General features: G+C 63.4%; 24 protein-coding genes and 1 pseudogene. 16 read left to right on the top strand and 9 right to left on the bottom strand.

The features are described from left to right. Position 1: 1 nt before the first annotated feature. The 5 genes from FVE66_RS00070 (at position 2) to FVE66_RS00090 (ending at position 5,602) form a co-directional block, all read left to right on the top strand. On the top strand, positions 2-424 hold the full coding sequence (locus FVE66_RS00070) for a Zn-ribbon domain-containing OB-fold protein (protein WP_151445358.1): 423 nt from the start codon (positions 2-4) through the stop codon (positions 422-424). Positions 425-432: 8 nt separating this feature from the next. Further along, positions 433-1,980 carry a class I adenylate-forming enzyme family protein gene (locus FVE66_RS00075; protein ID WP_151445359.1) on the top strand — a complete coding sequence of 516 codons (1,548 nt, stop codon included), beginning with the start codon at positions 433-435 and terminating at the stop codon, positions 1,978-1,980. A 129-nt stretch (positions 1,981-2,109) separates the two neighbouring features. After that, the gene (locus FVE66_RS00080) at positions 2,110-3,276 is read left to right on the top strand and encodes an acyl-CoA dehydrogenase family protein (RefSeq protein ID WP_151445360.1); all 1,167 of its coding nucleotides are present in this window, start codon (positions 2,110-2,112) and stop codon (positions 3,274-3,276) included. Then, complete coding sequence (locus FVE66_RS00085; protein ID WP_151445361.1) at positions 3,273-4,328, top strand: acyl-CoA dehydrogenase family protein; 1,056 nt, start codon at positions 3,273-3,275, stop codon at positions 4,326-4,328. The genes FVE66_RS00080 and FVE66_RS00085 overlap by 4 nt, the downstream gene beginning before the upstream one ends. Positions 4,329-4,417: 89 nt before the next feature. Further along, complete coding sequence (locus FVE66_RS00090) at positions 4,418-5,602, top strand: HPP family protein (protein WP_151445362.1); 1,185 nt, start codon at positions 4,418-4,420, stop codon at positions 5,600-5,602. 25 nt (positions 5,603-5,627) lie between these two features. Here FVE66_RS00090 and FVE66_RS00095 read toward each other — a convergent pair whose 3' ends face one another. After that, positions 5,628-7,043, bottom strand: coding sequence for a nicotinate phosphoribosyltransferase (locus FVE66_RS00095; protein ID WP_151445363.1), 1,416 nt, complete (start codon positions 7,041-7,043; stop codon positions 5,628-5,630). 232 nt (positions 7,044-7,275) lie between these two features. On the opposite strand from FVE66_RS00095, the gene FVE66_RS00100 reads away from it, so the two are divergent. Continuing rightward, a complete protein-coding gene (locus FVE66_RS00100; protein WP_161993146.1) occupies positions 7,276-10,209 on the top strand; it encodes a sensor domain-containing protein in 2,934 nt (977 codons plus the stop codon). 18 nt (positions 10,210-10,227) lie between these two features. On the opposite strand, the gene FVE66_RS00105 is transcribed toward FVE66_RS00100, so the two are convergent. The 4 genes from FVE66_RS00105 to FVE66_RS00120 all read right to left on the bottom strand — a co-directional run bounded on the left by FVE66_RS00105 (position 10,228) and on the right by FVE66_RS00120 (position 12,628). After that, a complete protein-coding gene (locus FVE66_RS00105; RefSeq protein ID WP_151445365.1) occupies positions 10,228-10,677 on the bottom strand; it encodes an Hsp20/alpha crystallin family protein in 450 nt (149 codons plus the stop codon). Positions 10,678-10,712: 35 nt separating this feature from the next. Next, positions 10,713-10,934 (bottom strand): hypothetical protein, encoded by a 222-nt coding sequence (locus FVE66_RS00110; RefSeq protein WP_151445366.1) that lies wholly within the window; start codon positions 10,932-10,934, stop codon positions 10,713-10,715. Positions 10,935-11,020: 86 nt separating this feature from the next. Next, positions 11,021-11,470, bottom strand: a complete 450-nt coding sequence (locus FVE66_RS00115) for a CBS domain-containing protein (protein WP_151445367.1) — start codon at positions 11,468-11,470, stop codon at positions 11,021-11,023. Between the two features lie 69 nt (positions 11,471-11,539). Further along, positions 11,540-12,628 (bottom strand): ribose-phosphate diphosphokinase, encoded by a 1,089-nt coding sequence (locus FVE66_RS00120; protein WP_151445368.1) that lies wholly within the window; start codon positions 12,626-12,628, stop codon positions 11,540-11,542. 306 nt (positions 12,629-12,934) lie between these two features. Here FVE66_RS00120 and FVE66_RS00125 point away from each other — a divergent pair, with 306 nt between their 5' ends. Next, a complete protein-coding gene (locus FVE66_RS00125; protein WP_151445369.1) occupies positions 12,935-13,516 on the top strand; it encodes an isochorismatase family protein in 582 nt (193 codons plus the stop codon). After that, positions 13,513-14,640, top strand: a complete 1,128-nt coding sequence (locus FVE66_RS20405; protein WP_241672945.1) for a hypothetical protein — start codon at positions 13,513-13,515, stop codon at positions 14,638-14,640. The genes FVE66_RS00125 and FVE66_RS20405 overlap by 4 nt, the downstream gene beginning before the upstream one ends. A 181-nt stretch (positions 14,641-14,821) precedes the next feature. Here FVE66_RS20405 and FVE66_RS20635 read toward each other — a convergent pair. Next, positions 14,822-15,190 (bottom strand): annotated as a pseudogene (locus tag FVE66_RS20635) (lysophospholipid acyltransferase family protein); the annotation flags it as partial. Between the two features lie 350 nt (positions 15,191-15,540). Between FVE66_RS20635 and FVE66_RS00140 the strand changes: the two are divergent. After that, a complete protein-coding gene (locus FVE66_RS00140; RefSeq protein ID WP_151445372.1) occupies positions 15,541-16,305 on the top strand; it encodes an alpha/beta fold hydrolase in 765 nt (254 codons plus the stop codon). Positions 16,306-17,174: 869 nt separating this feature from the next. Here FVE66_RS00140 and FVE66_RS00145 read toward each other — a convergent pair. Both FVE66_RS00145 and FVE66_RS00150 read right to left on the bottom strand, forming a co-directional pair. Next, the gene (locus FVE66_RS00145) at positions 17,175-17,867 is read right to left on the bottom strand and encodes a phosphoribosyltransferase (RefSeq protein WP_151445373.1); all 693 of its coding nucleotides are present in this window, start codon (positions 17,865-17,867) and stop codon (positions 17,175-17,177) included. Between the two features lie 116 nt (positions 17,868-17,983). After that, the gene (locus tag FVE66_RS00150) at positions 17,984-18,499 is read right to left on the bottom strand and encodes a DUF1269 domain-containing protein (protein ID WP_151445374.1); all 516 of its coding nucleotides are present in this window, start codon (positions 18,497-18,499) and stop codon (positions 17,984-17,986) included. A gap of 146 nt (positions 18,500-18,645) precedes the next feature. Between FVE66_RS00150 and FVE66_RS00155 the strand changes: the two genes are divergently transcribed. After that, positions 18,646-19,392, top strand: a complete 747-nt coding sequence (locus FVE66_RS00155; RefSeq protein WP_151445375.1) for an IclR family transcriptional regulator — start codon at positions 18,646-18,648, stop codon at positions 19,390-19,392. Between the two features lie 24 nt (positions 19,393-19,416). Here the strand turns inward: FVE66_RS00155 and FVE66_RS00160 are convergent, their stop codons facing one another. Beyond that, entirely contained in the window at positions 19,417-20,457 is a 1,041-nt protein-coding gene (locus FVE66_RS00160; protein WP_151445376.1) for a YeiH family protein, read from the bottom strand. A gap of 133 nt (positions 20,458-20,590) precedes the next feature. Between FVE66_RS00160 and FVE66_RS00165 the strand changes: the two genes are divergently transcribed. The 6 genes from FVE66_RS00165 to FVE66_RS00190 all read left to right on the top strand — a co-directional run bounded on the left by FVE66_RS00165 (position 20,591) and on the right by FVE66_RS00190 (position 26,884). Beyond that, the gene (locus tag FVE66_RS00165) at positions 20,591-21,775 is read left to right on the top strand and encodes a CaiB/BaiF CoA transferase family protein (protein ID WP_151445377.1); all 1,185 of its coding nucleotides are present in this window, start codon (positions 20,591-20,593) and stop codon (positions 21,773-21,775) included. Then, positions 21,772-22,353 carry a cysteine dioxygenase family protein gene (locus tag FVE66_RS00170; RefSeq protein ID WP_151445378.1) on the top strand — a complete coding sequence of 194 codons (582 nt, stop codon included), beginning with the start codon at positions 21,772-21,774 and terminating at the stop codon, positions 22,351-22,353. Before FVE66_RS00165 ends, FVE66_RS00170 begins: the two co-directional genes overlap by 4 nt. Beyond that, positions 22,350-23,120 carry an enoyl-CoA hydratase/isomerase family protein gene (locus FVE66_RS00175; protein ID WP_151445379.1) on the top strand — a complete coding sequence of 257 codons (771 nt, stop codon included), beginning with the start codon at positions 22,350-22,352 and terminating at the stop codon, positions 23,118-23,120. Before FVE66_RS00170 ends, FVE66_RS00175 begins: the two co-directional genes overlap by 4 nt. A gap of 78 nt (positions 23,121-23,198) precedes the next feature. After that, positions 23,199-24,056, top strand: coding sequence for a PhzF family phenazine biosynthesis protein (locus FVE66_RS00180; protein WP_151445380.1), 858 nt, complete (start codon positions 23,199-23,201; stop codon positions 24,054-24,056). A 138-nt stretch (positions 24,057-24,194) separates the two neighbouring features. Then, the gene (locus FVE66_RS00185; RefSeq protein WP_161993148.1) at positions 24,195-24,722 is read left to right on the top strand and encodes a Spy/CpxP family protein refolding chaperone; all 528 of its coding nucleotides are present in this window, start codon (positions 24,195-24,197) and stop codon (positions 24,720-24,722) included. Positions 24,723-24,748: 26 nt separating this feature from the next. Continuing rightward, positions 24,749-26,884 (top strand): copper-transporting P-type ATPase, encoded by a 2,136-nt coding sequence (locus FVE66_RS00190; RefSeq protein WP_151445381.1) that lies wholly within the window; start codon positions 24,749-24,751, stop codon positions 26,882-26,884. Positions 26,885-26,895 lie beyond the last annotated feature (11 nt).

The raw sequence follows: 26,895 nt of genomic DNA on the forward strand, positions 1-26,895 counted from the left end.
CATGAGCGAGCAACAGGAAAAGGCAGGCCGTCCGGTGCCGCGCCAGAACGTCTACGTCGATACCCGTCCGTTCTGGGAGGGCGCGCGCGCAGGCAAGCTGGTGCTGCAGTACTGCACCGAGGCGAAGAAGTTCCAGCACTATCCGCGTCCGGTGAGCATCTATACCGGCCGCCGCACGCTGGAGTGGCGCGAAGTCTCGGGCAAGGGGACGATCTACGCGACCACCGTGGTCCGCATTCCCGGCCCCGGGCTCGATGGGCGCCTGCCGCTGTGCGTGGCAACCGTCGAACTCGATGAAGGGGTGCGCATGATCGCCAATATCCTCGACTGCACGCCGGAGCAGCTCAAGATCGGTGCCCGGGTCACGCTGGCCTGGGATCCGCTGTCGGGCGAGGACCGCTATCCTGCCTTCAAGCTGGCCTAGGAGGGCGCATGCGACTTGAACTGATTCTCGCAGGGCACGCCCGCCGTACGCCCGGCAAGACTGCCGTCGTCGTGCACGGCAAGCGCATCAGCTATGCCGAACTGCACGAGAGTTCCTTGCGGGTCGCCGCCGGCTTGCGCGGGCTGGGCGTGCGTCCCGGGGACCGGGTGGTCGGATATCTGCCGAACGACATCGCATTCGTCCAGCTGATGTTCGCCACCTTTCACCTGGGCGCCATACTGGTTCCGGTCAACACCCGGCTCACGGCCAAGGAGCTGACCTATTTCACTGCCGACAGCGAAGCCGGCGTGCTGTGCGTCGACAGCAGCAGCCTGGCGGCGCTGGACCCGGTTGCCGACGCGTTCAAGGGCATGCACTGGGTCGTCACGGGTACCCCCCGGCCTGGCCAGGTGCCGTTCGGTACGCTGGCCGCGCACGCAATCGAGGAACTGCCCGAAATACCGCTGGCCAATTGCGAAGACTGCATGGTGATCTATACCTCCGGAACCACCGGCAGGCCGAAGGGCGCCGTCATCACGATGGCCAACTTCATCATCATGCATCACCACCTGAATGCGCTGGACTGGGGCTTGCGGGCAGACGACGTGTTCCTGGTCACCACGCCGCTGGCCCATCGGACCGGCATGGCGCGCATGATGAATGCACTGTGCGTGGGGGCGACGCTGGTGGTGATGGAGCGCTTCGATCCGGTGCAGGCAGTGAAGCTGATCGAGCAGGAGAAGGTGAGCGCGCTGGGCATGGTGCCGACGGTGGCGCGCATGCTGCTGCCCCATCTGAGGGAGACCGCCGAACGCTGTTCCAGCCTGCGCCACATCATCGTCACCGGCGAAGCCTTCCCGGTCGAGGTGAAGAAGGCGTTGATCGACCTGCTGCCGCAGGTAGCCCTTCATTCTTTCTTCGCCATGACCGAAGTGGGTGCTGTGACCTGCCTCAATCACGACGAACAGTTCACCCATGCGGCATCGGTCGGGCGCGTGACGCCGGGCGTTGAAGTCAAGCTGGTGGACGACAGCGGCAAGCGCGTGCCGGTTGGCGAGGCGGGCGAACTGCTGGTGCGAACTGGCGCGCCCGGTAATTTCCTGACCATGCGCGGCTATTACCGGCGGCCGGAAGAGACCGCAAAGGCGATCGTCGACGGCTGGGTGCATACCGGCGACATGGCGCGTCTGGACGAGGACGGCTACATGTATATCGTCGACCGCAAGAAGGACATGGTGCTGTCCGGCGGCTTCAACATCTACACCAAGGAAGTGGAGCAGGTGTTGCTGGAGCATGCGGACGTGCTGGACGCTGCGGTGGTGGGCGTACCGGATGCGATCTTTGGCGAGGCAGTTGCCGCTTTCATCGAATTGCGCGCAGGCAGCAGGCTCGACGCCGCCACGCTGATCGAGCATTGCCGCGAGCGCATCGCCGGCTACAAGAAGCCCAAGCATGTGTTTTTCGTCGACAACTTGCCGCGCAATGCACTGGGCAAGGTATTGAAGGCGCAGTTGCGGGAGAGCGCAGCAAAGTCGGTGGAGCACGGCGCCGCGTGATTGCGCCGTAAAGGCGGCTTGAGTCCGTTGCGCCAGGCCGCTGGACTGGCGACTTCCCGCAGGCCTACACATTGATCAGTACAGACCAGGACAGTGGCCGGCTTCGTTGCCGGCCCAGCGAGGATCGCGATGCTCAGGGAACTCACCGAGGACGAGCAACAATTCCGGTTGGAGGTGGCTGGCTGGATGCAGGCCAATGTGCCGCCGCATTTGCGGCATACGACCTTCCGCCCGCTGCCGCAGGATTGCATGCCATGGTTCCGGCAGTTGTACCAGCGCGGCTGGATCGCGCCGCACTGGCCGCGCGCCTTCGGCGGCATGGCGGCGACCCCGGTGCAGGAGGTGATCATGATGGAAGAAATGGCGCGCGCCGGCGCACCGGACATCCCGGGCCAGGGGCTTAATCACATCGGCCCGATCCTGATCAAATGCGGCACGCCGGCCCAGCAGGCACGCCACTTGCCCGCCATCCTCTCCGGCGAGGCCGTCTGGTGCCAGGGGTATTCGGAGCCCGGCTCCGGCTCCGACCTAGCCAGCTTGCGCACCCGCGCTGTCATCGACGACGACGACCTGGTGATCAGCGGCCACAAGATCTGGACCACCTGGGGTCATCACGCGGACTGGATGTTCGCGCTGGTGCGCACCTCGGATGGTGCCGCCCGCCAGCATGGCATCACTTTTGTGCTGATCGACCTGAAGACGCCGGGCATCAGCCGCCGACCGATCCGCACGATTGCCGGCGACGACGAGTTTTGCGAAGTGTTCCTGGATTCGGTGCGGGTGCCGATGCACAACGTGATTGGCGAGATCGATCGCGGCTGGGCAGTGGCGACCGCGCTGCTCAGCGAAGAGCGCTTGCGCATCGGCTCACCGGCGCTGGCGCTGAAGGCACTGGAACGCTTGCGGCGAATGGTGCGGGCATTGCCACCCGATCCGCGCAACGACGAAGCACTGGCGCAGGCGGAGATGGACGCCGAGACGCTGACCGCCTCCTTCCTCGCGCTGGCCGAAGCGGAGCACAAGGGCGGCACGGCTGACAGTTCCTACCTGAAGATCCTGGCCACCGAAACTGTGCAATCGATACTCGACCTGTTGCAGCAGGTGGCCGGCGAAGCGGCGCCGCTGCGCGCAGCGGCGCCCTCGGAGCACGGCTTGCTGGACTATTCGGAAATGTTCCTGCAATCGCGCCGCCTCAGTATTTACGGCGGCACCAACGAAGTGCAGCGCAACCTGATCGCCGCCAAGGTTCTCGGCCTGCCACCCATGGCCGGCGCACCGGCAAGGAGACGTGAATGACCCATGCGGCATTAGGCGAAAGCGCGCGGATGATCCTGGACAGCGCGCTCGAATTCGCAGAGGGCTCCGGCGGTGCAATGCGCGCGCGGGCGATGCGGGACAAGTTCGCCCAGCTGGATCAACGGACCTGGCAACAGATCGTGGGTCTCGGCTGGCCGCTGGTCGCGGTCGCGGAGGAGCATGGCGGCCTGAACCTGGGGCTGGACGCTATGGCGGCGCTGGCTGAAGGCACCTCACGCATGCTGCTGCCGGAACCCTTGCTTACCAATGTGGTGGGGGCTGCCTTGCTATCCGCATGCGATAGCAGTGCGGGTCAGGAAATCCTGGCAGGACTGGTGCAGGGGCAGCGGCTGGCGGTGCCGGTTTTTCCGGCGCTTGCTGGCAAGGCGCCGCTGTTGCTGCAGCACGTGCCGGACTGCTATCCGGGCACGACCCTGTTGATTGCCAGCGATAGCAGCGGGCGTTTCTGCATCCGGGCGGTCGCGATCGACGCGCCGGGCGTCAAGCTGACATCGGCTGCTTGTGTGGACGGCAGCGTGCTGTCGGAAGTGGAAATTGGCGCGGCAGCCTGGCAGCTTGCGCCCGTGGTTGCGGATGGAGCGGCCGCCCGCGCCGCATTCGCCCTTGCCCATGACAGCTTGCTGATCAGCTATGCTGCGGCGCTGGTCGGCGTCATGGACGAGGCCTTGCAGCAGACCATCGACTACCTGAAGGTGCGCCAGCAATTCGGCTCGCCGATCGGTGCGTTCCAGGCGTTGCAGCATCGCGCTGCGAGCTGTCACGTCGACATACAGGCGGCGCGCGCCATGGTGTATGAGGCATGCAAGGCCACCGGGGCGGCGTCCCGCGCGCGCGCAGCGGTTACCGCAAAAGCCAGGGCTTCAGCGGCGGGCTTGCGGGTCACCAAGGAATGCGTGCAGTTCCATGGCGCTATCGGATTTGCGGACGAGCACAACATCGGCTTGTACCTGAAGAAGGCGATGGTGCTGGCAGCACGGCTGGGCGGGGAGGTGCAGCAGCGGGTGCGGTATGCGAGGCTGCTGGCGGGGTGACCAGTGCACGCTGTGCCTCACGATGCGGCTCATGGCCGCCAAACTCTGCAATAATCCCGAACCATTCCCCATCGCAGAGCAAGCCCAGAATGCAACGCCTGTTCGTCCGCTTTCGCCAGTACGCCGTCGCCGCCCAGAACATCTCCTCACGGGAGAAAGCGCGTTCCGCGCTCGGCGCGCTGATCGGGATCGGCGTCACGGCGCTCATCACTCGCCTGCTGATCGGTGACACTTCGGGCTTGCCCTTCATCGTCGCTCCACTGGGCGCTTCTGCCCTCATCCTGTTCGCGCTGCCCGCCAGTCCGCTGGCGCAGCCGTGGCCGGTGTTCGGCGGGAACACCATCTCGGCATTGATCGGGATTGCATGCGGCCAGTATTTCGCGGACCCGCTGGTCGCCGGCATGGTGGCAGTGGGCGTTGCGGTCATTACCATGTTCTGGCTGCGCTGCCTGCATCCGCCAGGAGGTGCCGCCGCGCTGCTGGCGGCGCTCGGCGGGCCGGCGGTGGCGGGCGCCGGTTTCTGGTTTGCCCTGACCCCGGTCGCGCTCAATTCCCTGATCCTGGTTGCGGTTGCCATTGGCTACAACCGCTTGTGCGGACGGCAGTATCCGCACATCGCGGGCGACCAGGGCGACAAGCATGTTGCCCCGCACCGGCCGCATCCTGCCGTCGGCGTGACCCCGGAAGACCTCGATGCGGTACTGCGGCAACACAATGACCTGCTCGATATCAGCCGCGGCGATCTGGAAGATATCCTGCAAAAGGCGGAGATGCGGGCATATCACCGCCAGGTGGGAGCGATTTCCTGCGCCGACATCATGTCGCGCCAGCTCGTGACGGTCGAGTTCGGGACCGAGATCCACCAAGCCTGGGCGCTGCTGCGCGACCACGAATTGCAGGCGCTGCCGGTGGTGAACCGCTTCAATCGCCTGGTCGGCCTGGTCAACCAGCACGACATCCTTGCTGCAGCGGACAAGGAGTTGCATGGCGGCTTCTGGGACAAGGTGCGCGGCGCGCTGCAACGGACGCCAGGACTGGAGTCCAACAAGGCCGAAGTGGTGGGGCAGATCATGGTCGCCAACCCCCCGGTCGCCTTCGACGACCAGCCGATCGCCGAGTTGATCCCGATGATGTGCGACGCCGGGGTGCACCAGGTGCCGATCCTCGATCGTAACCAGCGCCTGGTCGGCCTGGTGGCGCAGGCCGACATGGTCGCCGCGCTCTACCAGGCTGCGTTCGAGCGCGATGGCGTTCCGGAGCGAAAGGCAGGCTAAGGCAGGCCAATACGCTGATGCAGGTTCATTCGCCCGGCGCACGTACAGGGCCGAACGGCTCAGGCTGGCTCCAGCGCGCCTGGTCTTCCTGGGCGCGTGCCTGCAGCCGCCGGTCGACCTCGGCGGTCAGCGCGTCCAGTTTTGCTGACACACTGACGGGATAAGGCGCGCTGGGGGCCAGGCTGCGCAAGGCGGCCGGCAAGGACTGCAACTGACCGCGGACATAGGCCTGTATCTGCGTGAGCGGCGGGTTGGGTAGTAGCGCCGCGCCATCATGCATCACCATTTCCAGCAGCGGTGTGCCGACGCCGGGTTCGTCGTGCAGTGCCAGGATGTCCTCGCGCATCGCATGGTGCTGGTCGAACTGGCGCCATACCTGTTTCCGGCCCGGCAGCAGTGCCTTGCCGGCCGAGGTCTTGCGGCGGGCCTGGCCAGCATATTCGACCAGCTTGTAGGCGCAGTCCAGGTAGGGCGCATCGGCCGAGGTGTTCATGCGGGTACCGACGCCGAAACTGTCGATCGGCGCCCCGCTTTCCACCAGGTTCTGCAGCTGGTATTCATCAAGATTGCCGCTGACCACGATCTTCACGTTGCTGCAGCCGCCGCTGTCCAGCAGCTCGCGCACCATGCGTGCCTGTGCCGCCAGGTCGCCGCTGTCTATGCGTACCGCGTTGATGCCGCCGCGTCCGCTCCTTTGCAGCCAGCGGGCCAGTTCCACCACCTGGCGCGCGCCATTGGCTGTGTCATAGGTGTCGATCAGGAGAGTGGTGCCGGCCGGGCTCGATTCCACCATCGACAGGAAGGCCTCGGCCTCGTGCTCATGCGCTTGCACGAATGAATGTGCCATCGTGCCCGAGACCGGGATGCCGTAGCGGCGCCCGGCAAGCGTGGTGGCAGTGGCGGCAAAGCCGGCCAGGTAACTTGCGCGCGCCGACAACATGCCTGCTTCCGCGCCATGGGCGCGCCGCAGCCCGAAGTCGACCAGATGCTTGCACCCTGCCGCGAGCACGCAACGCGCGGCCTTTGATGCGCACAATGTGCTGTAGTGCAGCAGGTTGATCACCCTGCTTTCCACCAGTTGCGCCTGGCGCAGCGGGGCGACGATGCGCAGCAGCGGCTGGTCGGGAAAGATGAGCGTTCCTTCCGGCACTGCCCACACCTCGCCGGTGAAACGCAGCTCGCGCAGCGAAGCAATGAACTCGCGGCTGAACAAACCGGTGGACGACAGCCATTCCAGGTCAGTTTCGGAAAAGTGCAAGTCGCGCAAATAGTCCAGCACCGGCTCCAGCCCGGCCGCGACCAGGAAGTTGCGCTTGGGCGGGAGCTTTCGGACAAAGAATTCGAAGGCCGCCGTGCCGTCCATGCCGCTGCGGAAGCAGGCCTGCATCATGGTCAGTTCGTACAGGTCGGTGAGCAGGGCATCCTGACGATCAGGTTGCATGGCGGCCTCCGTGCAGGTGCCGCCAGATTAGCCTCGAACGACTTTTTCTTTTTGCACTGGATCAAGGCCGGCTGAATCTTCGGGGCCGGGAGTGGCGACGCTCCCAAGGACGGTGCGCGCCGGAAAAAAATACTGTCGCTTCAGGGCCGGGTGGGAAGCACCTGACATGGATCAAGTGAATCCGGCCTGTTCGCGTCACGATAGCGGATGTGCCACTGAGGGCCCATCCTTCATGCCCCGATCCAGAGCCCGTAGTCATCCGCAGAAAACGAATGCACCGAAAACTTCTTCCAACGGGGACAGCGACGTTGTCCGGCTGCAGAAAGAACTGGCGCAGTTGAAGATTCGCGAGAGCGAACTTCTTGACGAGCGCTGGCGCTTGCAGGAAACGCTGGGCCGGATTGCGGCCTCGCTTGCCAGCAGCGAGTTGACGCCGCTGATGGGCGCCTGGAACTGGTATGTGGCGACCGGCGAGGTGGAAGCCGGAGAAGAGGTGTACCGGATGTTCGACCTGCAGCCGCAGGCTGGGCGGGTGCCGATGGAGCGTTTTGTTTCAGCCATTCATCCCGAGGATGCCGCCAGGGTCCGGATCCAGCTGGACCGGGTTGCAAGGGGTGAAACGGACGTTTATGAGGCCAGTTTTCATACCGGCCCCCGGGACCGTCCACGTACGCTCGCAGGACGCGGTGAAGTGTATGCGTGGCAGGAGGATGGATCGCCATCGGTCGTGCTGGGCATGGTGCAGGATCTGACCGGGTACCATGTGACGGTGCAAGCGCTGACTGAAAGCGAGAGCCGCCTGCAACAACTTTTCACCAACGCCGCCGATCCGATTGTGATCACCGACGGCAAGGGCAATATCACCGATGTCAACGCCGCGGCCTGCTCCTTGCTGGGCGAGGAGCGCTCGGCGCTGCTCGGCCGCTCCTACACCGAGTTCCTGCGTGATGAGCGCACTGGAGGTGGCATGCCTGCCAACGCGCGGCCGGGAACGCCGTTTGCTTGGGAAGGTGGCCTGCATACCAGTACCCGCGCCAGCCTGCCGGTCGAGGTCAGGATCAGCATTCTGCCTGATGGCCGCTGGATGGCAATCGTGCGCGACATCACCGGCCGCAAGCGCGCCCAGCGGGCGCTGGAGCAATATGCCCGCGAAGTGCAGGACCTGTTCGACAATGCGCCTTGCGGTTACCACTCGCTCGATGCCGGGGGGTGCTTCGTGCGGGTGAACCGGACCGAGCTGGCTTGGCTGGGGTATGAAGAGAAGGAATTGCTGGGGCGGCATATCTCGGAATTTCTTTCCCTTTCCGGCAAGGACGTGTTCGCCAGGAACTACGACTCCTTCATGCAATCCGGCAGCTTGCGCGACCTGGAGATGGAGTTTCTCCGAAAAGATGGTTCGGTGCTGTATGCCCTGGTCAATGCAAGCGCGGTATTTGACGGCCACGGCCGCTTCGTGATGAGCCGTTCATCGATGTTCGACATGACCGAATTGCGTGCCGCGCAGCAGCAATTGCGCCGTTCTGCCGAGGTCTTCGAGCATACCAGTGACGGCATCATCATTGCCGACAGCACCGGACATATCACGGCGGTTAACAAGGCCTTCGTCCACATCACCGGCTACCAGCCGGAAGATGTCATCGGCAAGACGCCCCGCATGTTCAGTTCCGGCCGCCACGGCCGCAGTTTTTACCAGGATATGTGGGACGGCCTGATGCGCAAAGGAAGCTGGCAGGGCGAGGTATGGGACCGGACCATGGATGGCAAGATGATCCCGTTGTGGCAGAGCATCAGCGTGGTGCGCGACCAGACCGGGAAGGTGAGCGAATACATTGCCGTGTTTTCGGACATCAGCAGCCTCAAGCAGACACAGGACGAATTGGTGCGCCTGGCCTATCGGGACGCGCTCACCGGCTTGCCGAACCGCAGCTTGTTCGCCGATCGGGTGAAACAGGCGGTCGAACACTCGCTCAGGCACGGTAGCCAGCTCGGCCTGATGATGCTGGACCTGGACCGGTTCAAGGTCATCAACGACACGCTCGGGCACCCGGCGGGGGACGAACTGCTGCGCGCAATTGCAGCTCGCTTGCAGCAATCGGTGCGCAGCGAGGATACGGTGGCACGGCTGGGCGGTGACGAATTCGCCATCCTGGTCGTGGATGTGCCGGACTTATGGGACCTGACGCGGCTGGCGCAAAAGCTGGTGGCGAGCGTGTCGCGGCCTGTGACCGTTGCCGGCCACCTGTTGACGATCTCCACCAGCATCGGCGTTGCCGTCTGTCCGGACGACGCAGTGGAACCGGAAGCGCTGATCAAGGCTGCCGACATGGCGATGTACGATGCCAAGGAAGGCGGGCGCAACCTGTCGCGCTTCTATACGGCGGGGATGACGGAAAAGGCCAACCAGTTTTTCGGCACGGAAAACGGTCTCAGGAGGGCGCTGGAGCAGGGCGACTTCGAGTTGGTGTATCAACCCCAGTTTCACCTGGAGAGCGGACGCGCCGTCGGGGTTGAAGCGCTGATTCGCTGGAAGCGCGAAGGAGATGCTGCGTGGCTGCCGTCCGAATTCATTCAAGTGGCCGAAGAGACCGGGCTTATCAATGGCATCGGAGAATGGGTGCTGAAGGAAGCTTGCCGGGTGCTGCGGCAATGGCAATCACTGGGCCTGGGTGGCATCAACATGGCATTGAACCTGTCGGTGCGCCAGTTGCGGCACGACGGCTTCGTCGACAAGGTGTGCCGCGAGTTCGATATGCTTCCCCGCGCGGACGGTTTCGGCCTTGAACTCGAAGTGACCGAGACTGCCTTGCAGGTCGCGCCCGAGATCGTTAAGGCGCTGGAAGTCTTCCACGAGCGCGGCATCAGGATTGCCGTGGATGACTTTGGCACTGGCTACTCGTCGCTCAGTTCCCTCAAGCACCTTCCGGTCGATACCCTGAAGATCGACCGCAGCTTTGTCCACGGCATTCCGGACGACAAGGACAATGCCGCAATCACCAGCGCGATCATTGCGATGGGGCACTCGCTGGGGATGAAAATAATTGCCGAGGGAATTGAAGGGAGCGCCGAGCGGGCCTTCCTGATGGAAAACCATTGCGACCAGGGGCAGGGCTACTACTTTGCCCGGCCCCTTGCTGCCGATCAGTGCCTGGCGGTGCTGCGCAGCTGATGCCCCGGGATTGCCGCTTTACTGGATGGCCAGCGTCTTGCCCGCACGCGAGCCGGCGCGCACCGGCAGGGTCAGTTCCAGCACGCCATTGTCGTAATGCGCGTTTGCCTTGTCCTCGTCGATATCCTGTCCCAGCGAGAAGGACCGCGATTCACGACCGTAATAACGTTCGGACTGCACTACCCGGTCGCCCTCCTTGTGTTCCTTCACCTTCTTGACCTCGGCCGAGATCGTCACCATGTGCCCTTCGATCGACACCTTGATATCTTCCTTCTTCGCGCCCGGGATTTCGGCGTGCACGGTGTAAGCGTTTTCGCCCTCGACCACGTCCATTTTTATGCGTGGCGCCGCCTCCAGCGACTTGAGCATCGGAAACCGGTCAAGGTCTTCGAAAAACTCGTCCAGCCGGCCAAATGGCGCGGCGCGCATGATGTCGCTGAATGGATTGAAGCGAGTTAAATTTGACATGCTGTTTCCTCTCTTGCGATTGCGATTACGTTTCGTCAACTGCGGGGTGACGTATCCCTTTCATGACCATGAACGATTCCGGCGCTTTTCACATGCCCGGCACATGCGCACAATTCATCTTCGAAGTAGTTGCGTATTTTTTCCAGCTTCTGCAGGATCGCCGGATGCTGGCCCTGCATCCGGCTGGCTTTCAACAAGGCTTCTGCCTGCGCCAGCCGAGCCTGCAGTTGGTCCTGCCCTTGATCCTTTTGTTCCATTGAGTCCTCGCATTCAACAGCGTTCCATGCCAGGTGGCAGCTTGGCAATGCGCTTGACCGGCGTCAAGAAAGCGCCTTCCTCGCGCTTATTTCCGAGTTTGTTTTTCGTGATCGCGTTGCTCGCTGGCAGCACGCGCCAGCAGTGAAATTTCAGTCGCCAGGATCAGCAGTATGTCGTCCGCCGAGACCACGCCGACCAAGGATCCGCCTGCATTCACCACGGGCAAGCGTCGCACCCCGCGCGAGCGCATGACCCGAAGGGCCTCGACGAAGCCGGTGTTCTCCGTCACCGTGGTCAGCGGCGTGCTCATCACATCCCCTGCGGTAAAGGTGGCAGCGTCCAGGCCGACGGCGACCGTTTCAATCACGATGTCGCGGTCGGTCAGCATGCCGACGGGCTGCTCGGGCTTGCTGCTGCGGTCCAGCACCACCAGATCCCCTATGTGATGCTTGCGCATCAGGGCCGCCGCTTGCTCCAGGGTCGTATCGCTGTTGCAGGACACCACGTTGCGGCTGCAGCATTCGCTGATTGGCATGACAATTCCTCCTGTGTAATTGTTGTCCTGTGTTCCTGCCCAAATGATTACTGCTCATTTGATTGCTGCTCAGGGCACCTGGTCCTGACTGTCCTTGTACCTGTCGTCATCCCCGGAGCCGCTGTTGTCCGGCACGGGCCACGCCAGTTCGTTCAATTCCACCAGCGAGCCACCACCGTGCATCCGGCCAATTGCTTCGGCGACCAGTTGCGTCGAATCGACCACCATCAGCATGTGCCGCACCGCGCCCTGGTCCAGCCTCAGCGGCGGCACGGTGTCGCAGACCAGGATGCGCTCCAGTCCGGGCAGATCCAGCACATGGGATGCCGCGCTCTGGAATACGCCGTGGGTGGCGGCGGCAATTACCCTGGCAGCGCCGTGTTTGCTGGCAGCGCTTGCTGCGCGTGCGATGGTGCTGCCGGTGCTGATCAGGTCGTCCAGCACGATCACGTCCCGCCCTTCGGCGTCGCCGACCAGTTGGCCGCCGCCGAGCCGGCCTTCACTCCGGTACTTCTCCATGAATCCGATGCCGGCTTCGCGGCCGATGGCGGCAGAAAGGAGTTGGCGGAAGCGGTCCACGCGCTTTACTGCGCCGGTGTCGGGCGCGAGCACCATCACCTCCCGTTGCGTCAACAGCGGCGCCAGCGCGGCGACCAGCAGCGGTGCTGCGGAAAGATGTTCCGTGCGGCAGCGAAACGCATTCTGGTAGGCGGCCAGGTTATGCACGTCGATGGTCAGCACGACGTCGGTGCCGACCGATTCCAGCAGGGCTGCCACATAGCGGGTCGTGACCGGGTCGCGTGACTTGCTCTTCTGGTCCTTGCGCGCGTAGGCAAGATAAGGAATGACCGCTGTTACCCTGGCCGCTGCGGCATCCTTGAGTGCGCCAATGAAAAACAGCAGCCGGCACAGTTTGTCGTTGACACTGTGTTCGAACTCGGCATGCAGGGATTGCAGCACGTAGACATCGCGGCCGCGCACGCTGACGAGGGGACGGGATTTGTGCTCGCCATCTTCGAACTCCCGCTCCTCGACAGGAAGCAGGTCCATCCCAAGCCGGTCAGCTACCCGTTCGCCGTAGGCCCGGCCGTGCGAAAGCGCGAACAGGGCCGGGCCGGTGGCCTGGTCGTATGCGGTGGCGATGGTCGGTTTTTGCATGGGGATCGCGTTTGGCGCGGTGGCGTGTCCGGAGTGCAAGTCCGTCGATGGTGTATTGCACCGCTTCCAACTGAGCGGCGCCAGCCGGCTTGTTTGCAGGATTGCGGGACATGAAATGCATTGCATGCTGCCCCAAGTGCCTGTTGCAACAATCATCGGCCAAGAGCCGAACGGGCATTTGACATGGATCACGCGCCGGCTTTTCCGATGCTATGGAATGTGATGGATGGCGGAAGTTGATGCGCCACCTTCACGTTCAACGGCTCACGCTTCACAGCGTCACGTTCACATTGGCGGTACCTGTTCATGCTGCGTTTCACTATCGCCGCCGGCGATGCCTTGCTGCTGGTCGATGTGCAGAACGACTTCCTTCCCGGCGGCGCGCTTGCGGTTGCCGGCGGGGACGAGATCATTCCTGTGCTCAACCAATACATCCGGCGCTTTACGGAAAAGGGCCGCCCGGTGATTGCATCGGCAGACTGGCACCCGCCCGATCATTGCTCCTTCGTCGCCCAGGGCGGCCCGTGGCCGCCGCATTGCATTGCCGGCAGTGCCGGAGCCGGTTTTGCTGCGGGCCTGGCGCTGCCGCCGACGGCGCTGGTGGAGCATAAGGCGGCGCAAAGCGGGCTTGATGCTTACTCCGCGTTTGCCGGCACCGGCCTCGGGCCGAAGCTGCAGGCCGAAGGGATAAGTCGGGTGTTTGTGGGCGGACTGGCGACGGACTATTGCGTCCTGAATACGGTCAGGGATGCCTTGTCGCACGGATTCGCGACGGTGTTGCTGGTGGATGCGGTGCGGGCGGTGGATCCGTCCGTGCAAGGGCCGGCGGCCATCAGGGAAATGACCGGGCTGGGCGCGCTGAGCGCCACTCTTGCAGAGGTCGATTGAGAGAAAAACGCCAGCGACAAGGGGAGGTTGCTGGCTTGGGCCAGTTGCTGGCCCTGCATGACGGGAGCCTGGACGTCCGGATGGTCGAGACGCATGCTTCCTGGGTGTTCCTGACTGCCCGCAGCGCATGGAAACGGAAGAAGATTCCGCCGCTGGCATTGCCGAGCGAGATCGCGCAAGATCCAGGGCGGCGCCTGTGCGAAGAGGAACTGCGCCTGAACCAGCGGCTTTCGCCGTCGGTGTATCTGGGTGTGGTGCCGCTTTTTCGTTCACCGCATGGCGAGCTGCAGCTGGCACCGGAGGGCGAGCCTGCGGACTGGCTGTTGCACATGCGGCGCCTGCCTGATGAACGCAGCCTGGAAGCCCTGTTGCGCAGTACCGGAGTGTCGCCGCGCGAAATGGATGGCTTGGGTCGCACGATCGCCGATTTTCACGCGAGATGCCAGCCGATCGCGCTGGCGCCGGCGGTGTACCGGTCGCGCTTGCTGCGATCGATCAAGGCCGATCGCAAGGCGCTGCTGCACTTGCACTACCGGTTGCCGCGGGCAGCGGTCGAGCATCTGTTCTGCTTGCTGCACGGGGAGGCACGGCGGCTGTCGCCGCAGCTTGCCGGGCGCGTGCGGGACGGGCATGTGATCGAAGGTCACGGCGACCTGCGGGCCGAGCATGTCTATCTGACGGAGCCGATCGAGATCATCGATTGCCTGGATTTTTCGCAGGTACTGAGAACCCAGGACGGCGCCGATGAGGCCGGCTTCCTGGCGCTCGAGTGCGAGCGATTCGGCGCTCGTTCGGCTGCACGGCGCTTGCTGCATGGCTACTTGCGAGCGCGGCATGACGCGATATCGCAGCAACTGCTCAACTTTTACCAGGCATGCCGTGCCTGCACCCGCGCCCGCCTGGCGCTCGCGCATCTGGATGAAGCGCGATATCGGTATCAGAAGCGCTGGCGCTTGCGTGCCCTGGACTACCTGGCGCTGGCGGCGGCGCATTCGGCGCGCCACCCTCGGAGTCATGGTTACGGACTTCGCCTTGCTGCACCGGGTCGGGCCGAAGGTCGACCTCGCCCTCGCCCTCGCCGCACAGCGACAGTATGGCCGCGCGCGCAGCCTGGCGCAGCGTGAGTGCGGGGTCCGGATCTTTTTCCGAGGCCCGGAGTGCCGGCCCGATCTCCAGTGTCAGCGGCGCCCGGCGCAGCAGCCAGCTGCCGAGCGGCAATGCAGTTCGCGTGCCGCGCAGGCCGGCGCACACCACCGGTACGCCAGTTGCCGCGGCGAGCACGAAGGCGCCGGAGTGGAAGCGCAGCAAGCCCGGTTCGCGCTTGTATCTGCCTTCGGGAAACAGGATCAGGCTCTCGCCCCGGCGCAGCGCGCCCTTCATCAGTTCGATATTGGCGCTGGGGGGCGAGCCCGGCGGTAGCAGCATCAGTGTATTCACCTTGTTCACCAGCGGGCACAGAAGGCGCTGCCTGCGCAATTCCCGCCGCGCCGTGAATGTGTACCCGGGCGATGCGGGCAGCAATGCGGAGAGCACGATGCCGTCCAGGAAGCTCGAATGATTGAGCACCAGTATGTGCGGCGATTGCGGCAGCCGGTCCAGCCCGAGTGCGCTGATGCGGATCCCGGACAGCCGGAATAGCAGCCGGCTTATGCGCTTGGCAATCCGCCGCGCCATCCGGGGCCGCGGGAATGGTGCGGCGAGAACCAGGAAGATGAGAACGAACGCGACGAACGCGACCCATGCGTAGCATCCATAAAGGACGTGTCCGGTCTTTCCCGGGGGCGATGTTGCACCGGGGGACTGCGCCTGCCTGGTGTCTGGAGATGTCGGCACTGTTGCTTTTTATCTTTCCGGCGTGACCGCGGCCTGATGTTCTTGTTTCACTAGACTCCATTGACGATCAGGCTCGTTGACTGATCTCAAGGCGTTCGCAGCCTCGCAGGCGCAACCATGACGCTGTCGTCCGATTGGCGCAAGCACCAGCATCGAGCGTAGCGCCAGCAGAAAAATTACATCCAGCAATCATGATTCCCGAGCTTTCCTATCGTCTCCGAAGACTGAACCGGGGCCTGCGCGCAAGGCTGTCGCTGCTGCGTCCCGGACGCGATCCCTTGCTCGGCGATGCCGGGCCGCTGCTGAAGGTCGAGTATCGCGGCCGCGTCGGCAGCAAGGCGTTGATAGTGTTCCTGCCCGGCATTGGCGATCTTGCCGAGGATTTCGAGAGGCGCGGATTCATCAGGGATTTGCATCAACATGGCGTACCGGCGGATGCGATCGCGGTCGACGCGCATTTCGGCTATTACGCCACGCGGGCGCTGTTTGAACGCATCACTGAAGACGTGCTGGCGGCGGCGCACGAAGCGGGGTATCACGACATCTGGCTGGTCGGTGTTTCTCTCGGCGGCTTCGGCGCCGCCTGCTACGCCGCGCACCACCATGCCCGCATCAGCGGCCTGGTGTTGATGGCCCCCTACCTCGGGGAGAAGTCGCTGGCGCGCGAGATAGAGGAGGCCGGAGGCATGACGGGCTGGAATGCCGACCCGGCGGCCAGCCACGACTTTCCCCGTGTGCTCTGGCAATGGCTCAAGCAGCATCTGGCGCACAACGAATCCAGGCCTTCGATCTATCTGGGATATGGCACCGGCGACAAGTTTGCCAAGGAAAATTCCTTGCTGGCTGCGAGCTTGCCACCCGATCGGGTATTTGCCATTCCAGGGGGACATGACTGGCGGACCTGGAGGAAGATCTGGCGGATGGTGCTTGAGCAGCGGCCGATCGGCAGGGGGTAGCGGCGGCGCCGGAGGCCGGATCTGATCATTGCCCATGTCCGTGGGTGAGTGGTTTGGTGGTTTTGTGGTTTGGTGGCTTTTGGCTTGCGGTTGGTGTGGCTGGGTTTGGTGGTTGTGGTTGTGAAGCCGGGAGACACCCCGGCGGGTGTGTTCCTTTCTTTTTAAAAAGAAAGGAACCAAAGAAAACACCGTCAAAACCCACTTGGCCAACGCCCGCCTCGATAGCCAACCAGACGTGGATGTCTGGGCTAATCCAGTGCGACGCTCGCGAGAGATGATCCCTCGGCTGTGTGCCGCTTACCTAATCAGCCAACCCCATGAAGTGTCTTATACCGATGCCCAGCGCACCGTTGACTCTTAATGTTTTTCGAAGCTTCAAACAAGCGACGGGGCTGTTCAAAGAAGGGCAAGGAAAGGCAAATTGCAGCAGAAAATTCCAGGGATGCCGCGCCCCACTGGCAACCCGACCTCAAGTGCCAATTAGCGGCTTCGAAAATAATTGAGAGTCAACGAGCGGTGGTGTGCGGTCGGCGGCATTGAAGCGGGTTGACTGATCCCGGTCAGAAGCGAACGTGTGGCAGGACCTTCCTCGCGAACGCCGCAATGGTTCGGCCCAGGCGTCCACGTCTGGTTGGCTATCGAGGCGAGCGTTGGCCAAGTGGGTTTTGACGGTGTTTTCTTTGGTTCCTTTCTTTTTGAAAAGAAAGGGACACACCCGCCGGGGTGTCTCCCGGCTTCACAACCACAGCCATCAAACCCACCCACACGACCCGCAAGCCAGAAAGCCCCAAGACCACCAAACTACCAAACTACCAAACTACCAAACTACCAAACTACCAAACCACCAAGCCCAACGACATGCGCAATGATCAGCCCTCCGGATGCGGCCGTGACTGACGCGCCGCAACCGCATCCTTCAGGATTGCCGCCGCCTCGTCATCCTCCACTGCCTGGAAGTTCCGGTAGAACTGGCTGACTGCGCTGAAGCCGTAGGGCGTGCGCAGGCAGACCACCTTGTCGGCCAACGGCCCCACCCGCTCCAGGCTGTCGGGTGCGGCGACCGGTACGGCGCAGATCAGTTCTGCCGGATGCCGGGCGCGCACCGCATGCAGTGCTGCGATCATCGTCGCGCCAGTGGCCAGTCCATCGTCAACCACTATCGCAATTCGCCCGCGCGGATCCTGCGCCGTGCCGAGCGGGGTGTATTGCTGGCGTCGCTTGTGCAGCGCCGCCAGCTGCGTCGCTTTCACTTTCTCGAGCGGCCCGCCTTTCTTGTCCATGTCTTCGTACCCGGACGAGATGGTCGACCACCCGGATTCGTCGATCGCGCCGATTGCATATTCCGGGTCGAACGGCAGGCTGAGCTTGTGCACCAGCACCACATCGAGGTCGCCGTCGAGACGATCGGCCAAGACCTTGCCGATCGGCAGCGCGCCACGGGGAATGGCGAGGATCAGCGGGTTGCGGCCGCGATACTCCAGCAACTCGTCGGCCAGCTGCTCGCCGGCATCGATGCGGTCGGCAAAACTGTTGCCGCCGCGCGTGTGGTGGTCAATTTTCATCGAGTGAATGCGCAATCCATCAACGCACAGTAGTAGCTTGTGCGTGGACAGGTTTGCGCACGCTCATGTCCGCTTCGTATGGCCGCGAAAGGCGGGGCGGCCCGCTGTCCCGAAGGTTACGGAAACACGGGAATATGCGAGTCCTCCCCACCGAAGCGCATTTCCGGATGCCGCTCGGCGAGCATCGCTTCGATTCGCGTTATCTCACGGGCAGGCACGTCGACCATCATCAGGATTTTCCCTTGCTCCAGGTCTGCGTGGAAAGACTTCAGACGTGAATTGGGCAAGGCAGCGGCAGCCAAGCTTGCTGCCCATCCGCCGAACAACAGTCCCGCAAATCCCGCCAGTACCATGGCAGTTGCGCGTGCGGAGGTAGTGCCGAGATCGAAATACCAGACGATCACAGCGCCAAGCACCAGACCCAATGCCGCGCCGACAGCCATGCCTTGTTCCGCGCCGCTGACGATGTCGGTCTTTTGCAGGATGCTCGCCTCCGGCATGTCGTCGGGCAATGGCGTGCCGCCAGTCATGAAGCGGATGTGGCGAATTTCTATCCGGCCGAGCAGCAGTTCATCCAGCGCACGGCGGGCGCTGGCGATGTCCGGAAATACATAGAAGAGACGATGTCGCATGATGCCTCCATCAGGGGAGCAAGTCGTTATTCCAGTATAGGCAGCGTTGGCGACTTCGCCAGACAAATAGCCCGGTGCGGGTCATGGATACGCAAGGACGAAGGTACAATTGTTCCATATTCCAGAACAACAAGGCCCACCCCCGGATGAACAACACCCTGCTCAAAGGCCTCGAAGTACTCGAACTGCTGGCCTATCATCCGCGCCCGCTGGGCATTACCGAAATTGCCGGGCAGACCGGGCTGGCCAAGAGCAATGTGCACCGCGTGCTGCAGGCGCTGGTCGCGATGCGCTATGTCATACGCGATGAGACTGCGCGCACCTACAGCCCGTCGATCAAGCTATGGGAACTGGGCTCGGCGGTCCTGTCGCGGCTGGACCTGAAGCAGCATGCGCAACCTGCCATGCAACGCTTGCTGGAACAGGCCGGTGAAACGGTGCACCTGTCGGTGCTGGATGGCGACGAAGTGGTGTACGTGCACAAGCTCGACAGCGACAATCCGATCCGGGCGTATACGGAAATCGGTGGCCGCGCGCTGGCGCACTGCGTGGCGACCGGCAAGGCCATGCTGGCGTTCCAGCCGGATGAGGATCTGGAGCGGCGTGCCACCCATCTGGCGAGAGTGACACCGGCCACCATCACTGACCCTGCGAAATTCATGAAGGAGATGCTGCATGTCCGGGAGTGCGGATATGCAGTCAATTGCGGTGAATGGCGGGATTCGGTGCATGGCGTCGCCGCGCCTGTGCGCGATGCAACGGGGAATGTCATTGCTGCGATCGGCTTGTCGGGGCCGGCCGACCGCTTCAAACAGGCGCAGCGCCGGATATTTGCCGGTCTGGTGGTGGCTGCCGCGCGGGCCGTGTCCGCCAGCCTGTCCGGCGCGCCGTAGCAGGCTGGCAGCCTGGTTGCTGCGTCAGGAAGTCAGGGTGAGCGCGGCCAGCACGAACAGCGCGATCCATACGGTTTCCGCGACCAGCATGATCACCGGACGCCAGCCGAGCGCAGCAAAGGACTGGAACGAACTCTTGATGCCGAGCGCGGCAATCGCGCATACCAGGCAGGCCCGCGAGGCGTTGCTGATGGCGCCGGTCGCCTCTGCGGGAATGTAACCCAGGCTGTTGGCAATCATCAGCCAGACAAAGGCCACCAGGAACCACGGCAGGCGCGGCATGCGCTGCCAGGTGGTGGTGCCTTCCTTCGGGCGCGTCTGGAACATGATCGTCAGCGCGATCACGACCGGCACCAGGCAGGCGACGCGGGTCAGCTTGACGAAGGTCGCGACGTCGCCGGCATGGGGGGAAATCAGGTAGCCGGCACCGACCACCTGGGCCACGTCGTGGATGGTAGCGCCGATGAAAATGCCGGCCGCGGTATCGTCGAGTCCGAGCAGTCTTGCAATTACCGGATACGCCAGCATGGCGATAGTGGAAAGGCCGGTGACGCCGACCACGGTCATCAGCGTGAATTTTTCATTCTCGCGGGTTTGCGGCAGGACCGCCGAAATCGCCAGCGCGGCCGAGGCGCCGCAAATTGCCACGGCGCCCCCGGACAGCACGCCCTCCGCCGCAGGCCGGCGCAACCAGCGCGACAGCGCCCATCCCATCAGCAGCGTGGTCAGCAGGCCGCCGACGGCAATCGCAACCGGCGCAATGCCGAGCGATGCAACCTCGGAGAAGGTGATGCGCGCGCCGAGCAGTGCAACGCCAAACCGCAGTACAGCCTTGCTGCAGAAATCGATGCCCGGATTGCAGCTCGCGTGCTCATGCAGGAAGTGAAAGGCCATGCCCAGGCACAATGCGTACAAGAGCAGCGGGCCGCCATAGGTGGCCGAGACAAAGGATGCCGCCAGCGCGACCACCAGTGATAGTGCGATGCCCGGCCAGAGGCGGCGAGCGGATAATGTAAGGTTTGCAGGGCGAAAAGCCGCCAGACCACTGTTGCCGGGGTTTGTCATTGATGATGCGAAGTCGATTTCATCGTTCCATATAATGGAACATCGGATTCTGTATATGGAAAAAGATTATACTTCGCGGCCGGTTGCCCGTCAGAAACCGGGTTCGAACGGATGACATAGTGAAAGGCAAATCATGACGCAAACACTCCCCCAACAGAGCCTGCCGCTGGCCGGCGTCAAGGTCATCGAATTTTGTGCCGTGGCCTCTGGCCCGTTCTGCGGAATGCTGCTGGCCGACATGGGCGCCGAGGTGATCAAGATCGAGCCGCCCGAGGGTGACACCCTGCGCCAGTGGCCGCCGATCAGCAACGGCTACAGCGAAAATTTCGCCTCCTTGAATCGCAACAAGAAATCCGTGGTGCTGAACCTGAAGGACAGTGCCGACCTGGAAGTCGCGCGCCGCATGATTGCCGATGCCGACGTGGTGGTCGAGAACAACCGCCCGGGCGTGATGGACCGGCTCGGACTCGGGGCTGACCGCTTCGCAAAGGACAGGCCGCAACTGGTCTACTGTTCCATCTCGGCCTACGGCCAGAGCGGTCCGCGTTCGCGCGAAGGCGGCTTCGACCTGACCATACAGGCGGCCAGCGGCGTGATGAGCGTCACCGGAGAGCAGGACGGGGCGCCGGTCAAATGCGGCGTGCCGGTTTCCGACTTTGCTTCGGGCCTGTATGCGGCTTATTCGATCGCCGCCATGCTGACCCGGGTTCGCGCCGGTGGCGAGGGCGGGCACATCGACATCCCGATGTTCGGCTGCACGCTGGGCATTGCCGCCCTGCAGACCAGCGAGTATTTCGGCACCGGAAACAACCCGGTGAAACTCGGTTCGGCCCACCCGCGCAACGCGCCCTACCAGGCGTTTCGCGCCAGCGACGGATATTTCACGATCGCAGCCGGCAACCAGAAATTGTGGCTGTCGGTATGCGAGGTGGTCGGCATGCCGGAACTGGCCGCCGATGCGCGCTTCGGCACGACCAAGGACCGCGCCGCAAACCAGCGCGTGCTGAAGGACCTGCTGGAGGTGAAGTTCGGCCAGCAAGGGGTTTCGCACTGGATCACGGCCTTCGAGGCGGCGGGTGTTCCGCATGCGCGCATCAACGATTATTCGTCGGCGCTGGCCGACCCGCAGGTCGAACACATGGACTGGTTGCAGCCACTGTCGCTGCCCGGCGGCACGCAGACCCGTACCTTCGCTTCACCGATCCGCGTCGATGGCCAGGGCTTCCCGATTTACCGGCAGCCGCCGGCGCTGGGCGAGCATACGGCCGAAATGCGCGAGCGCTATGGTGTCCAGGCCGAATCCGGGAGCGCCTCATGAGTACCAATTCCCGTTTGCTGGATTTCGTCGCTGCCATGACGCGCCTGGTTGAGCGGCAAGGGCTGGATGAAGCTGCGGTACTGGCAGAAGTCGACAGCCGCATGCGCGAACTGGTTGCGGTCGATGATTGGTTACCGGTCGAAATGACGCGCTCCGACCCGAAGCATTACCAGCAGCATCTGCTCTACGGCGACCCGCTCGACCGCTTCTCGGTGGTCAGTTTCGTCTGGGGGCCGGGTCAGGGCACGCCGATCCACAATCACACCGTGTGGGGCGCGATCGGCATGTTGCGCGGCGCGGAATGCGGACAGCGCTATCGGGTGCAGGGATCGGAACTGGTCGAGGACGGCGAGGAGGCGACGCTCCAGCCGGGGCAGGTCGAACTGGTGTCCCCGACGATCGGCGACATCCACCGGGTGCGAAATGCGTCGCGCGATTCCAGTGCGATCAGCATCCACGTCTACGGCGGCAATATCGGCCGGATAGCGCGCCACGTGTTTGACGCAAGCGGCGGCACCCGGCCCTTTGTGTCCGGCTATTCGAATACCCTGGCTCCCAATCTCTGGAACAGCAAATGAGCGAGAACACCGTCCCCGATGCCGAACTGGAAATCCACCGGGACCAGACAGAGCCGGGAGTTACCCGGATCGTGCTGACGCGCGCCAAGACCGGCAACAGCCTGACCAACAGCCTGGTCGCCAGCCTGGCGGAGGCGGTCGCTGCCTGCTACACCGACGGCACGCGCATGCTGGTGATCGAGGGCAGCGGCAATCACTTCTGCACCGGCTTCGACCTGTCCGGACTGGACAGCGAGACCGACGATTCACTGCTGTCCCGCTTCGTGCGGGTGGAGCTGTTGCTGCAGAGCGTGCATTACGCGCCTTTCCTGACCCTTGCGCTGGCGCATGGCAGGGTGTTCGGCGCGGGCGCCGACTTGTTCGCCGCCTGCGAGGAGCGATGGATACTGGACAGTGCGAGCTTTGCCTTTCCCGGCGCTGCGTTCGGCCTGGTGCTGGGCACGGCCCGGCTGGCGCGCAGGGTGGGCGTGGACCGGACCCGTGCCTGGATACGAGAAGGGCGCGAGCTCAGCGCCGCACAAGCGCTGGAATCGGGCCTGGCGACCAGGGCGCTCGCGCTTACCGACTTGCCGGAGGCATTGGCGGCCTTGACGGTCGGCGCCAAGCGGCTCGAACCCTCGGTACAGGACGCGATCCGTCGCGCGTCGCTCGGCAACGACCTGCATGCGGGCGCGCAGGATTTGCAGGAGCTGGTACTGTCGGCGGCACGGCCTGGCCTGGTGGCTCGCATCCAGGCCTACAGGAACGCTGCCAAGGCGCGGCGTTAGAGGCGCGCAGGTAAAGCGGGCAGTTAAAGACGCGCAGTCAATAACGCGCACCCAGGCATCGGAACGCGGAGGAATTCCATGACGAGAAATTACAAATTCCGGATCATGAATGTGTTTGCCGAATCGACCTTCGGCGGCAATGCGCTCTGCGTTTTCGAGGACGCGACAGGGCTGGGCGACGACGAAATGCAGTCGTTGGCCCGGCAATTCAATCTTTCCGAAACGACCTTCATCCTGCCGTCTGCAGCGGCGACTGCAAGGGTGCGGATATTCACGCCCGGCAACGAGTTGCCGTTCGCCGGCCATCCAACGCTGGGGACTGCACACGTCCTGCGGGAATTGCGGGGAACCGGCGATACGCTGAGTATCGAGTTCAAGGCCGGGATCGTCCCGGTCAGCGCCATCGGCAATCAATGGACCTTCGTCGCTCCGGCATCGGCGCAGCCGGATATCGGTCAGCCGGGCGCATCGCCTGGATTGATTGCTCGACTGGTTGGCCTGGAGCAGCAGGACCTGGCCAGCGATCCGCTATGGGTGAATACCGGAGTCGACCAGTTGCTGATTCCAGTGAAGACCGTCGACGCGGTACGCCGGGCCGCGCCCGACGCTGCATTGCTGGACCAGTGGCCAGCCAGCATCATTGGCCGGAAAACCGCGTACCTGTTCGCGTTCGACACGCCGACCACGGTACTTGCGCGCTACTTCTTCGCAATGCAAAACGGCGGCGTGGGCGAAGACCCGGGCACCGGCTCGGCTTGCGCCAACCTGGGAGGCTGGCTGCTTCATACTGGCCACAGCCTGCCGGCACGCATCCAGGTCAGCCAAGGGGAAGCGGTATTGCGTCCCTGCCGCCTGGCACTTGATGTCACCACCGACAGAAAGATATGCGTTGGCGGCCAAGTGCGGCAAATAGCCATCGGAACGGTAAGCATTTAGGGCAATGGGGCCCGGCAATTCCCCGTGAACGTTGACCTGGCTCAAGCGGCCGTCGCATTTGCATGCCTAGCATGACAATGCTGCCTGGAAGCAGGGCGGAAGAAAAATCGAATCCAACCAGATCGGGAAGGCGGGAACATGAACAAGCGTGCGCTGGCCACATTGGCTGCAAGCCTTTTTTTCACCGCAGCGGCGTGGTCCCAGCCTGCAAGCGGCCCGGGGGGAGGCGGGTACGGACCGGGAATGATGGGTGGTCACGGACCCGGGATGATGGGTGGCTACGGCATGGGCCCGGGAATGATGGGCGGTTACGGCGGCGGACCCTGGATGATGGACGGCTATGGATCGGGGATGATGGGCGGCTTCGGAATGGGTCCGGGATGGATGGGCCGGAATATTCCCGACCTCACGACCGAGCAGCGCAACAAGATAACGGAAATCCAGAAAGATCTGCGCCAGAAGCAGTGGACCCTGATGGACAAGATGCACGAACAGCCGCAGTCTCAAAATTTGTATAAAGACGGAAAATTCGATGAGCAGGCCGCGCGCAAGGCGTACGACACGGCCGCCGCTTTCCACAAGCAGATGTTCGAGAACTCGCTCGAGGCGCGCAAGCGCATGGACGGCGTGCTCACTGCGCAGCAGCGCGAGAAGCTGCGGCGGTAAGGGGGAATGGGGGCCGCCCGAGGGAAATGGCGGAAATGGGGTCAGACTCGATTTCCCCCCAGCAGGGCTCCGTCTACACTTGTCCCATGCACCCGGAGATCCGGCTAGCGCAGCCGGGTAATTGCCCCATCTGCGGCATGACGCTTGAGCCGGTGATGCCTTCGCTCGAAGAGGAAGAGAATCCGGAACTGGTGGACTTCCGGCATCGCTTCTGGTGGACGCTTCCATTTACAGTGGTGGTGACGGCCATTGCGATGTTCGGGCAACGGATATTCCCGGCAGGCTTGCCCAACCAGAGCTGGATCGAGTTCGCGCTCGGATCGCCGGTCGTTCTCTACGCCGGCTGGCCCTTCTTCAAGCGCTGCGTGCAGTCGCTGGCCAGTCGCAGTCCCAACATGTGGACCCTGATCGGGATTGGAACCTCTGCTGCGTACGCTTACAGCGTCGTCGGCACAGTGGCGCCGCAGGTGTTCCCGCCAAGCTTCATCGAACACGGGCGGATCGGCGTGTACTTCGAGGCGGCAGCGGTCATTATTTCGCTCACGCTGCTGGGGCAGATCCTTGAGCTGAAAGCGCGCTCGCAAACCTCGGCTGCAATCAAATCCCTGCTGGGCCTGGCGCCGAAGACGGCGCGCCGGATTCGTTCCGATGGTGGCGAGGAGGATGTCCCGCTCACCCACGTTCATGTTGGCGATGTGTTGCGCGTGCGCCCCGGCGAAAAGGTGCCGGTGGATGGCGTGGTGATGGAAGGTGAGAGCGCAGTCGACGAATCAATGCTCACCGGCGAGCCCGTCCCCGTGACGAAGCGAGCCGGCGACAAGGTCATCGGGGCTACCATGAATTCCAGCGGCAGCCTGGTGATCCGGTCGGAGAAGGTTGGATCGCAGACAGTGTTGTCCCAGATCGTGCAGATGGTCGCGCAGGCGCAGCGTTCACGCGCGCCCATGCAGCGCCTGGCCGATGTGGTTGCCGGCTACTTTGTGGTGATCGTGGTGGGCATCGCGATCCTGACCTTGTTGGGATGGGGCTTTTTCGGCGGTGAGCGCAGTTGGGTCTTTGGCTTTGTGAACGCCGTATCGGTACTGATCATTGCCTGTCCTTGCGCACTGGGGCTGGCGACCCCGATGTCCATCATGGCCGCTACCGGTCGTGGTGCGACCCAAGGCATTCTGTTTCGTGACGCTGCGGCAATCGAGGCGATGCGTACCATCGACACCCTGATTGTTGACAAGACGGGGACGCTGACCGAAGGCCGGCCGGCCTTCGACCGGGCGGTGCCCGCGGCTGGGCGCACTGAACGGGACGTTCTTCAGCTTGCTGCCAGCATCGACCAGGGAAGCGAGCACCCGCTGGCCCAGGCCATCGTCGCCCGGGCCGTGAAGGAGGGCCTGGCCCTGGACAAGCCCGAGTCCTTCGAGTCTTCCAGTGGCATTGGGGTGCGTGGTGTCGTCAGGGGGCAGCATATCGCTTTGGGCAATACGGCGCTGATGGACATCGACAAGGTGGAGTGGAAGGCGCTTTCGCAGCAGGCAGAGCAGTTGCGTGGCGAAGGCGCAAGCGTCATGTACCTGGCGGCGGAGGGGAAATTGGCCGGGCTGATCGCCGTCTCGGATCCCGTCAAATCCACCACGGCGGAAGCACTTCAGACCTTGCGCGATGCAGGCATGACAGTGGTAATGGCGACCGGCGATGGCGTGACGACGGCGAAGTCGGTCGCTGCCAGGCTGGGCATCGCCGAGGTCCATGGCGAGGTCAAGCCGCAGGACAAGCTGGTGCTGGTGAACCAGCTCAAAGCCCAGGGCAAGAAGGTTGCGATGGCCGGTGACGGTATCAACGATTCTCCGGCGCTGGCTGCAGCTGACGTCGGTATTGCGATGGGAACCGGCACCGACGTGGCTATCAACAGTGCTCACATCACGCTGGTAAAAGGGGATTTGCGCGGCATTGCGCGCGCCCGCATCCTGTCTGACGAGACGGTGCGCAACATGCGGCAAAACCTTGCTTTCGCATTTTTCTACAATGCCTTGGGCATTCCGCTGGCCGCCGGCCTTTTGTACCCGTTCACGGGACATCTGCTGTCGCCGATGATTGCGGCGCTGGCCATGAGCCTGAGTTCGGTCTCGGTCATCACGAACGCATTGCGGTTGCGTCGAGGCAGGTAAATGGGGTCAGA

Source organism: Lacisediminimonas profundi (genome assembly GCF_008831265.1).
Lineage (GTDB): Bacteria > Pseudomonadota > Gammaproteobacteria > Burkholderiales > Burkholderiaceae_D > Lacisediminimonas > Lacisediminimonas profundi.

Excerpts from the sequence above, each read along its gene's own strand:
- FVE66_RS00070 (WP_151445358.1), top strand. The coding sequence starts at position 2 with ATGAGCGAGCAACAGGAAAAGGCAGGCCGTCCGGTGCCGCGCCAGAAC.
- FVE66_RS00075 (WP_151445359.1), top strand. The coding sequence starts at position 433 with ATGCGACTTGAACTGATTCTCGCAGGGCACGCCCGCCGTACGCCCGGC.
- FVE66_RS00080 (WP_151445360.1), top strand. The coding sequence starts at position 2,110 with ATGCTCAGGGAACTCACCGAGGACGAGCAACAATTCCGGTTGGAGGTG.
- FVE66_RS00085 (WP_151445361.1), top strand. The coding sequence starts at position 3,273 with ATGACCCATGCGGCATTAGGCGAAAGCGCGCGGATGATCCTGGACAGC.
- FVE66_RS00090 (WP_151445362.1), top strand. The coding sequence starts at position 4,418 with ATGCAACGCCTGTTCGTCCGCTTTCGCCAGTACGCCGTCGCCGCCCAG.
- FVE66_RS00095 (WP_151445363.1), bottom strand. The coding sequence starts at position 7,043 with ATGCAACCTGATCGTCAGGATGCCCTGCTCACCGACCTGTACGAACTG.
- FVE66_RS00100 (WP_161993146.1), top strand. The coding sequence starts at position 7,276 with ATGCCCCGATCCAGAGCCCGTAGTCATCCGCAGAAAACGAATGCACCG.
- FVE66_RS00105 (WP_151445365.1), bottom strand. The coding sequence starts at position 10,677 with ATGTCAAATTTAACTCGCTTCAATCCATTCAGCGACATCATGCGCGCC.
- FVE66_RS00110 (WP_151445366.1), bottom strand. The coding sequence starts at position 10,934 with ATGGAACAAAAGGATCAAGGGCAGGACCAACTGCAGGCTCGGCTGGCG.
- FVE66_RS00115 (WP_151445367.1), bottom strand. The coding sequence starts at position 11,470 with ATGCCAATCAGCGAATGCTGCAGCCGCAACGTGGTGTCCTGCAACAGC.
- FVE66_RS00120 (WP_151445368.1), bottom strand. The coding sequence starts at position 12,628 with ATGCAAAAACCGACCATCGCCACCGCATACGACCAGGCCACCGGCCCG.
- FVE66_RS00125 (WP_151445369.1), top strand. The coding sequence starts at position 12,935 with ATGCTGCGTTTCACTATCGCCGCCGGCGATGCCTTGCTGCTGGTCGAT.
- FVE66_RS00140 (WP_151445372.1), top strand. The coding sequence starts at position 15,541 with ATGATTCCCGAGCTTTCCTATCGTCTCCGAAGACTGAACCGGGGCCTG.
- FVE66_RS00145 (WP_151445373.1), bottom strand. The coding sequence starts at position 17,867 with ATGAAAATTGACCACCACACGCGCGGCGGCAACAGTTTTGCCGACCGC.
- FVE66_RS00150 (WP_151445374.1), bottom strand. The coding sequence starts at position 18,499 with ATGCGACATCGTCTCTTCTATGTATTTCCGGACATCGCCAGCGCCCGC.
- FVE66_RS00155 (WP_151445375.1), top strand. The coding sequence starts at position 18,646 with ATGAACAACACCCTGCTCAAAGGCCTCGAAGTACTCGAACTGCTGGCC.
- FVE66_RS00160 (WP_151445376.1), bottom strand. The coding sequence starts at position 20,457 with ATGACAAACCCCGGCAACAGTGGTCTGGCGGCTTTTCGCCCTGCAAAC.
- FVE66_RS00165 (WP_151445377.1), top strand. The coding sequence starts at position 20,591 with ATGACGCAAACACTCCCCCAACAGAGCCTGCCGCTGGCCGGCGTCAAG.
- FVE66_RS00170 (WP_151445378.1), top strand. The coding sequence starts at position 21,772 with ATGAGTACCAATTCCCGTTTGCTGGATTTCGTCGCTGCCATGACGCGC.
- FVE66_RS00175 (WP_151445379.1), top strand. The coding sequence starts at position 22,350 with ATGAGCGAGAACACCGTCCCCGATGCCGAACTGGAAATCCACCGGGAC.
- FVE66_RS00180 (WP_151445380.1), top strand. The coding sequence starts at position 23,199 with ATGACGAGAAATTACAAATTCCGGATCATGAATGTGTTTGCCGAATCG.
- FVE66_RS00185 (WP_161993148.1), top strand. The coding sequence starts at position 24,195 with ATGAACAAGCGTGCGCTGGCCACATTGGCTGCAAGCCTTTTTTTCACC.
- FVE66_RS00190 (WP_151445381.1), top strand. The coding sequence starts at position 24,749 with ATGGCGGAAATGGGGTCAGACTCGATTTCCCCCCAGCAGGGCTCCGTC.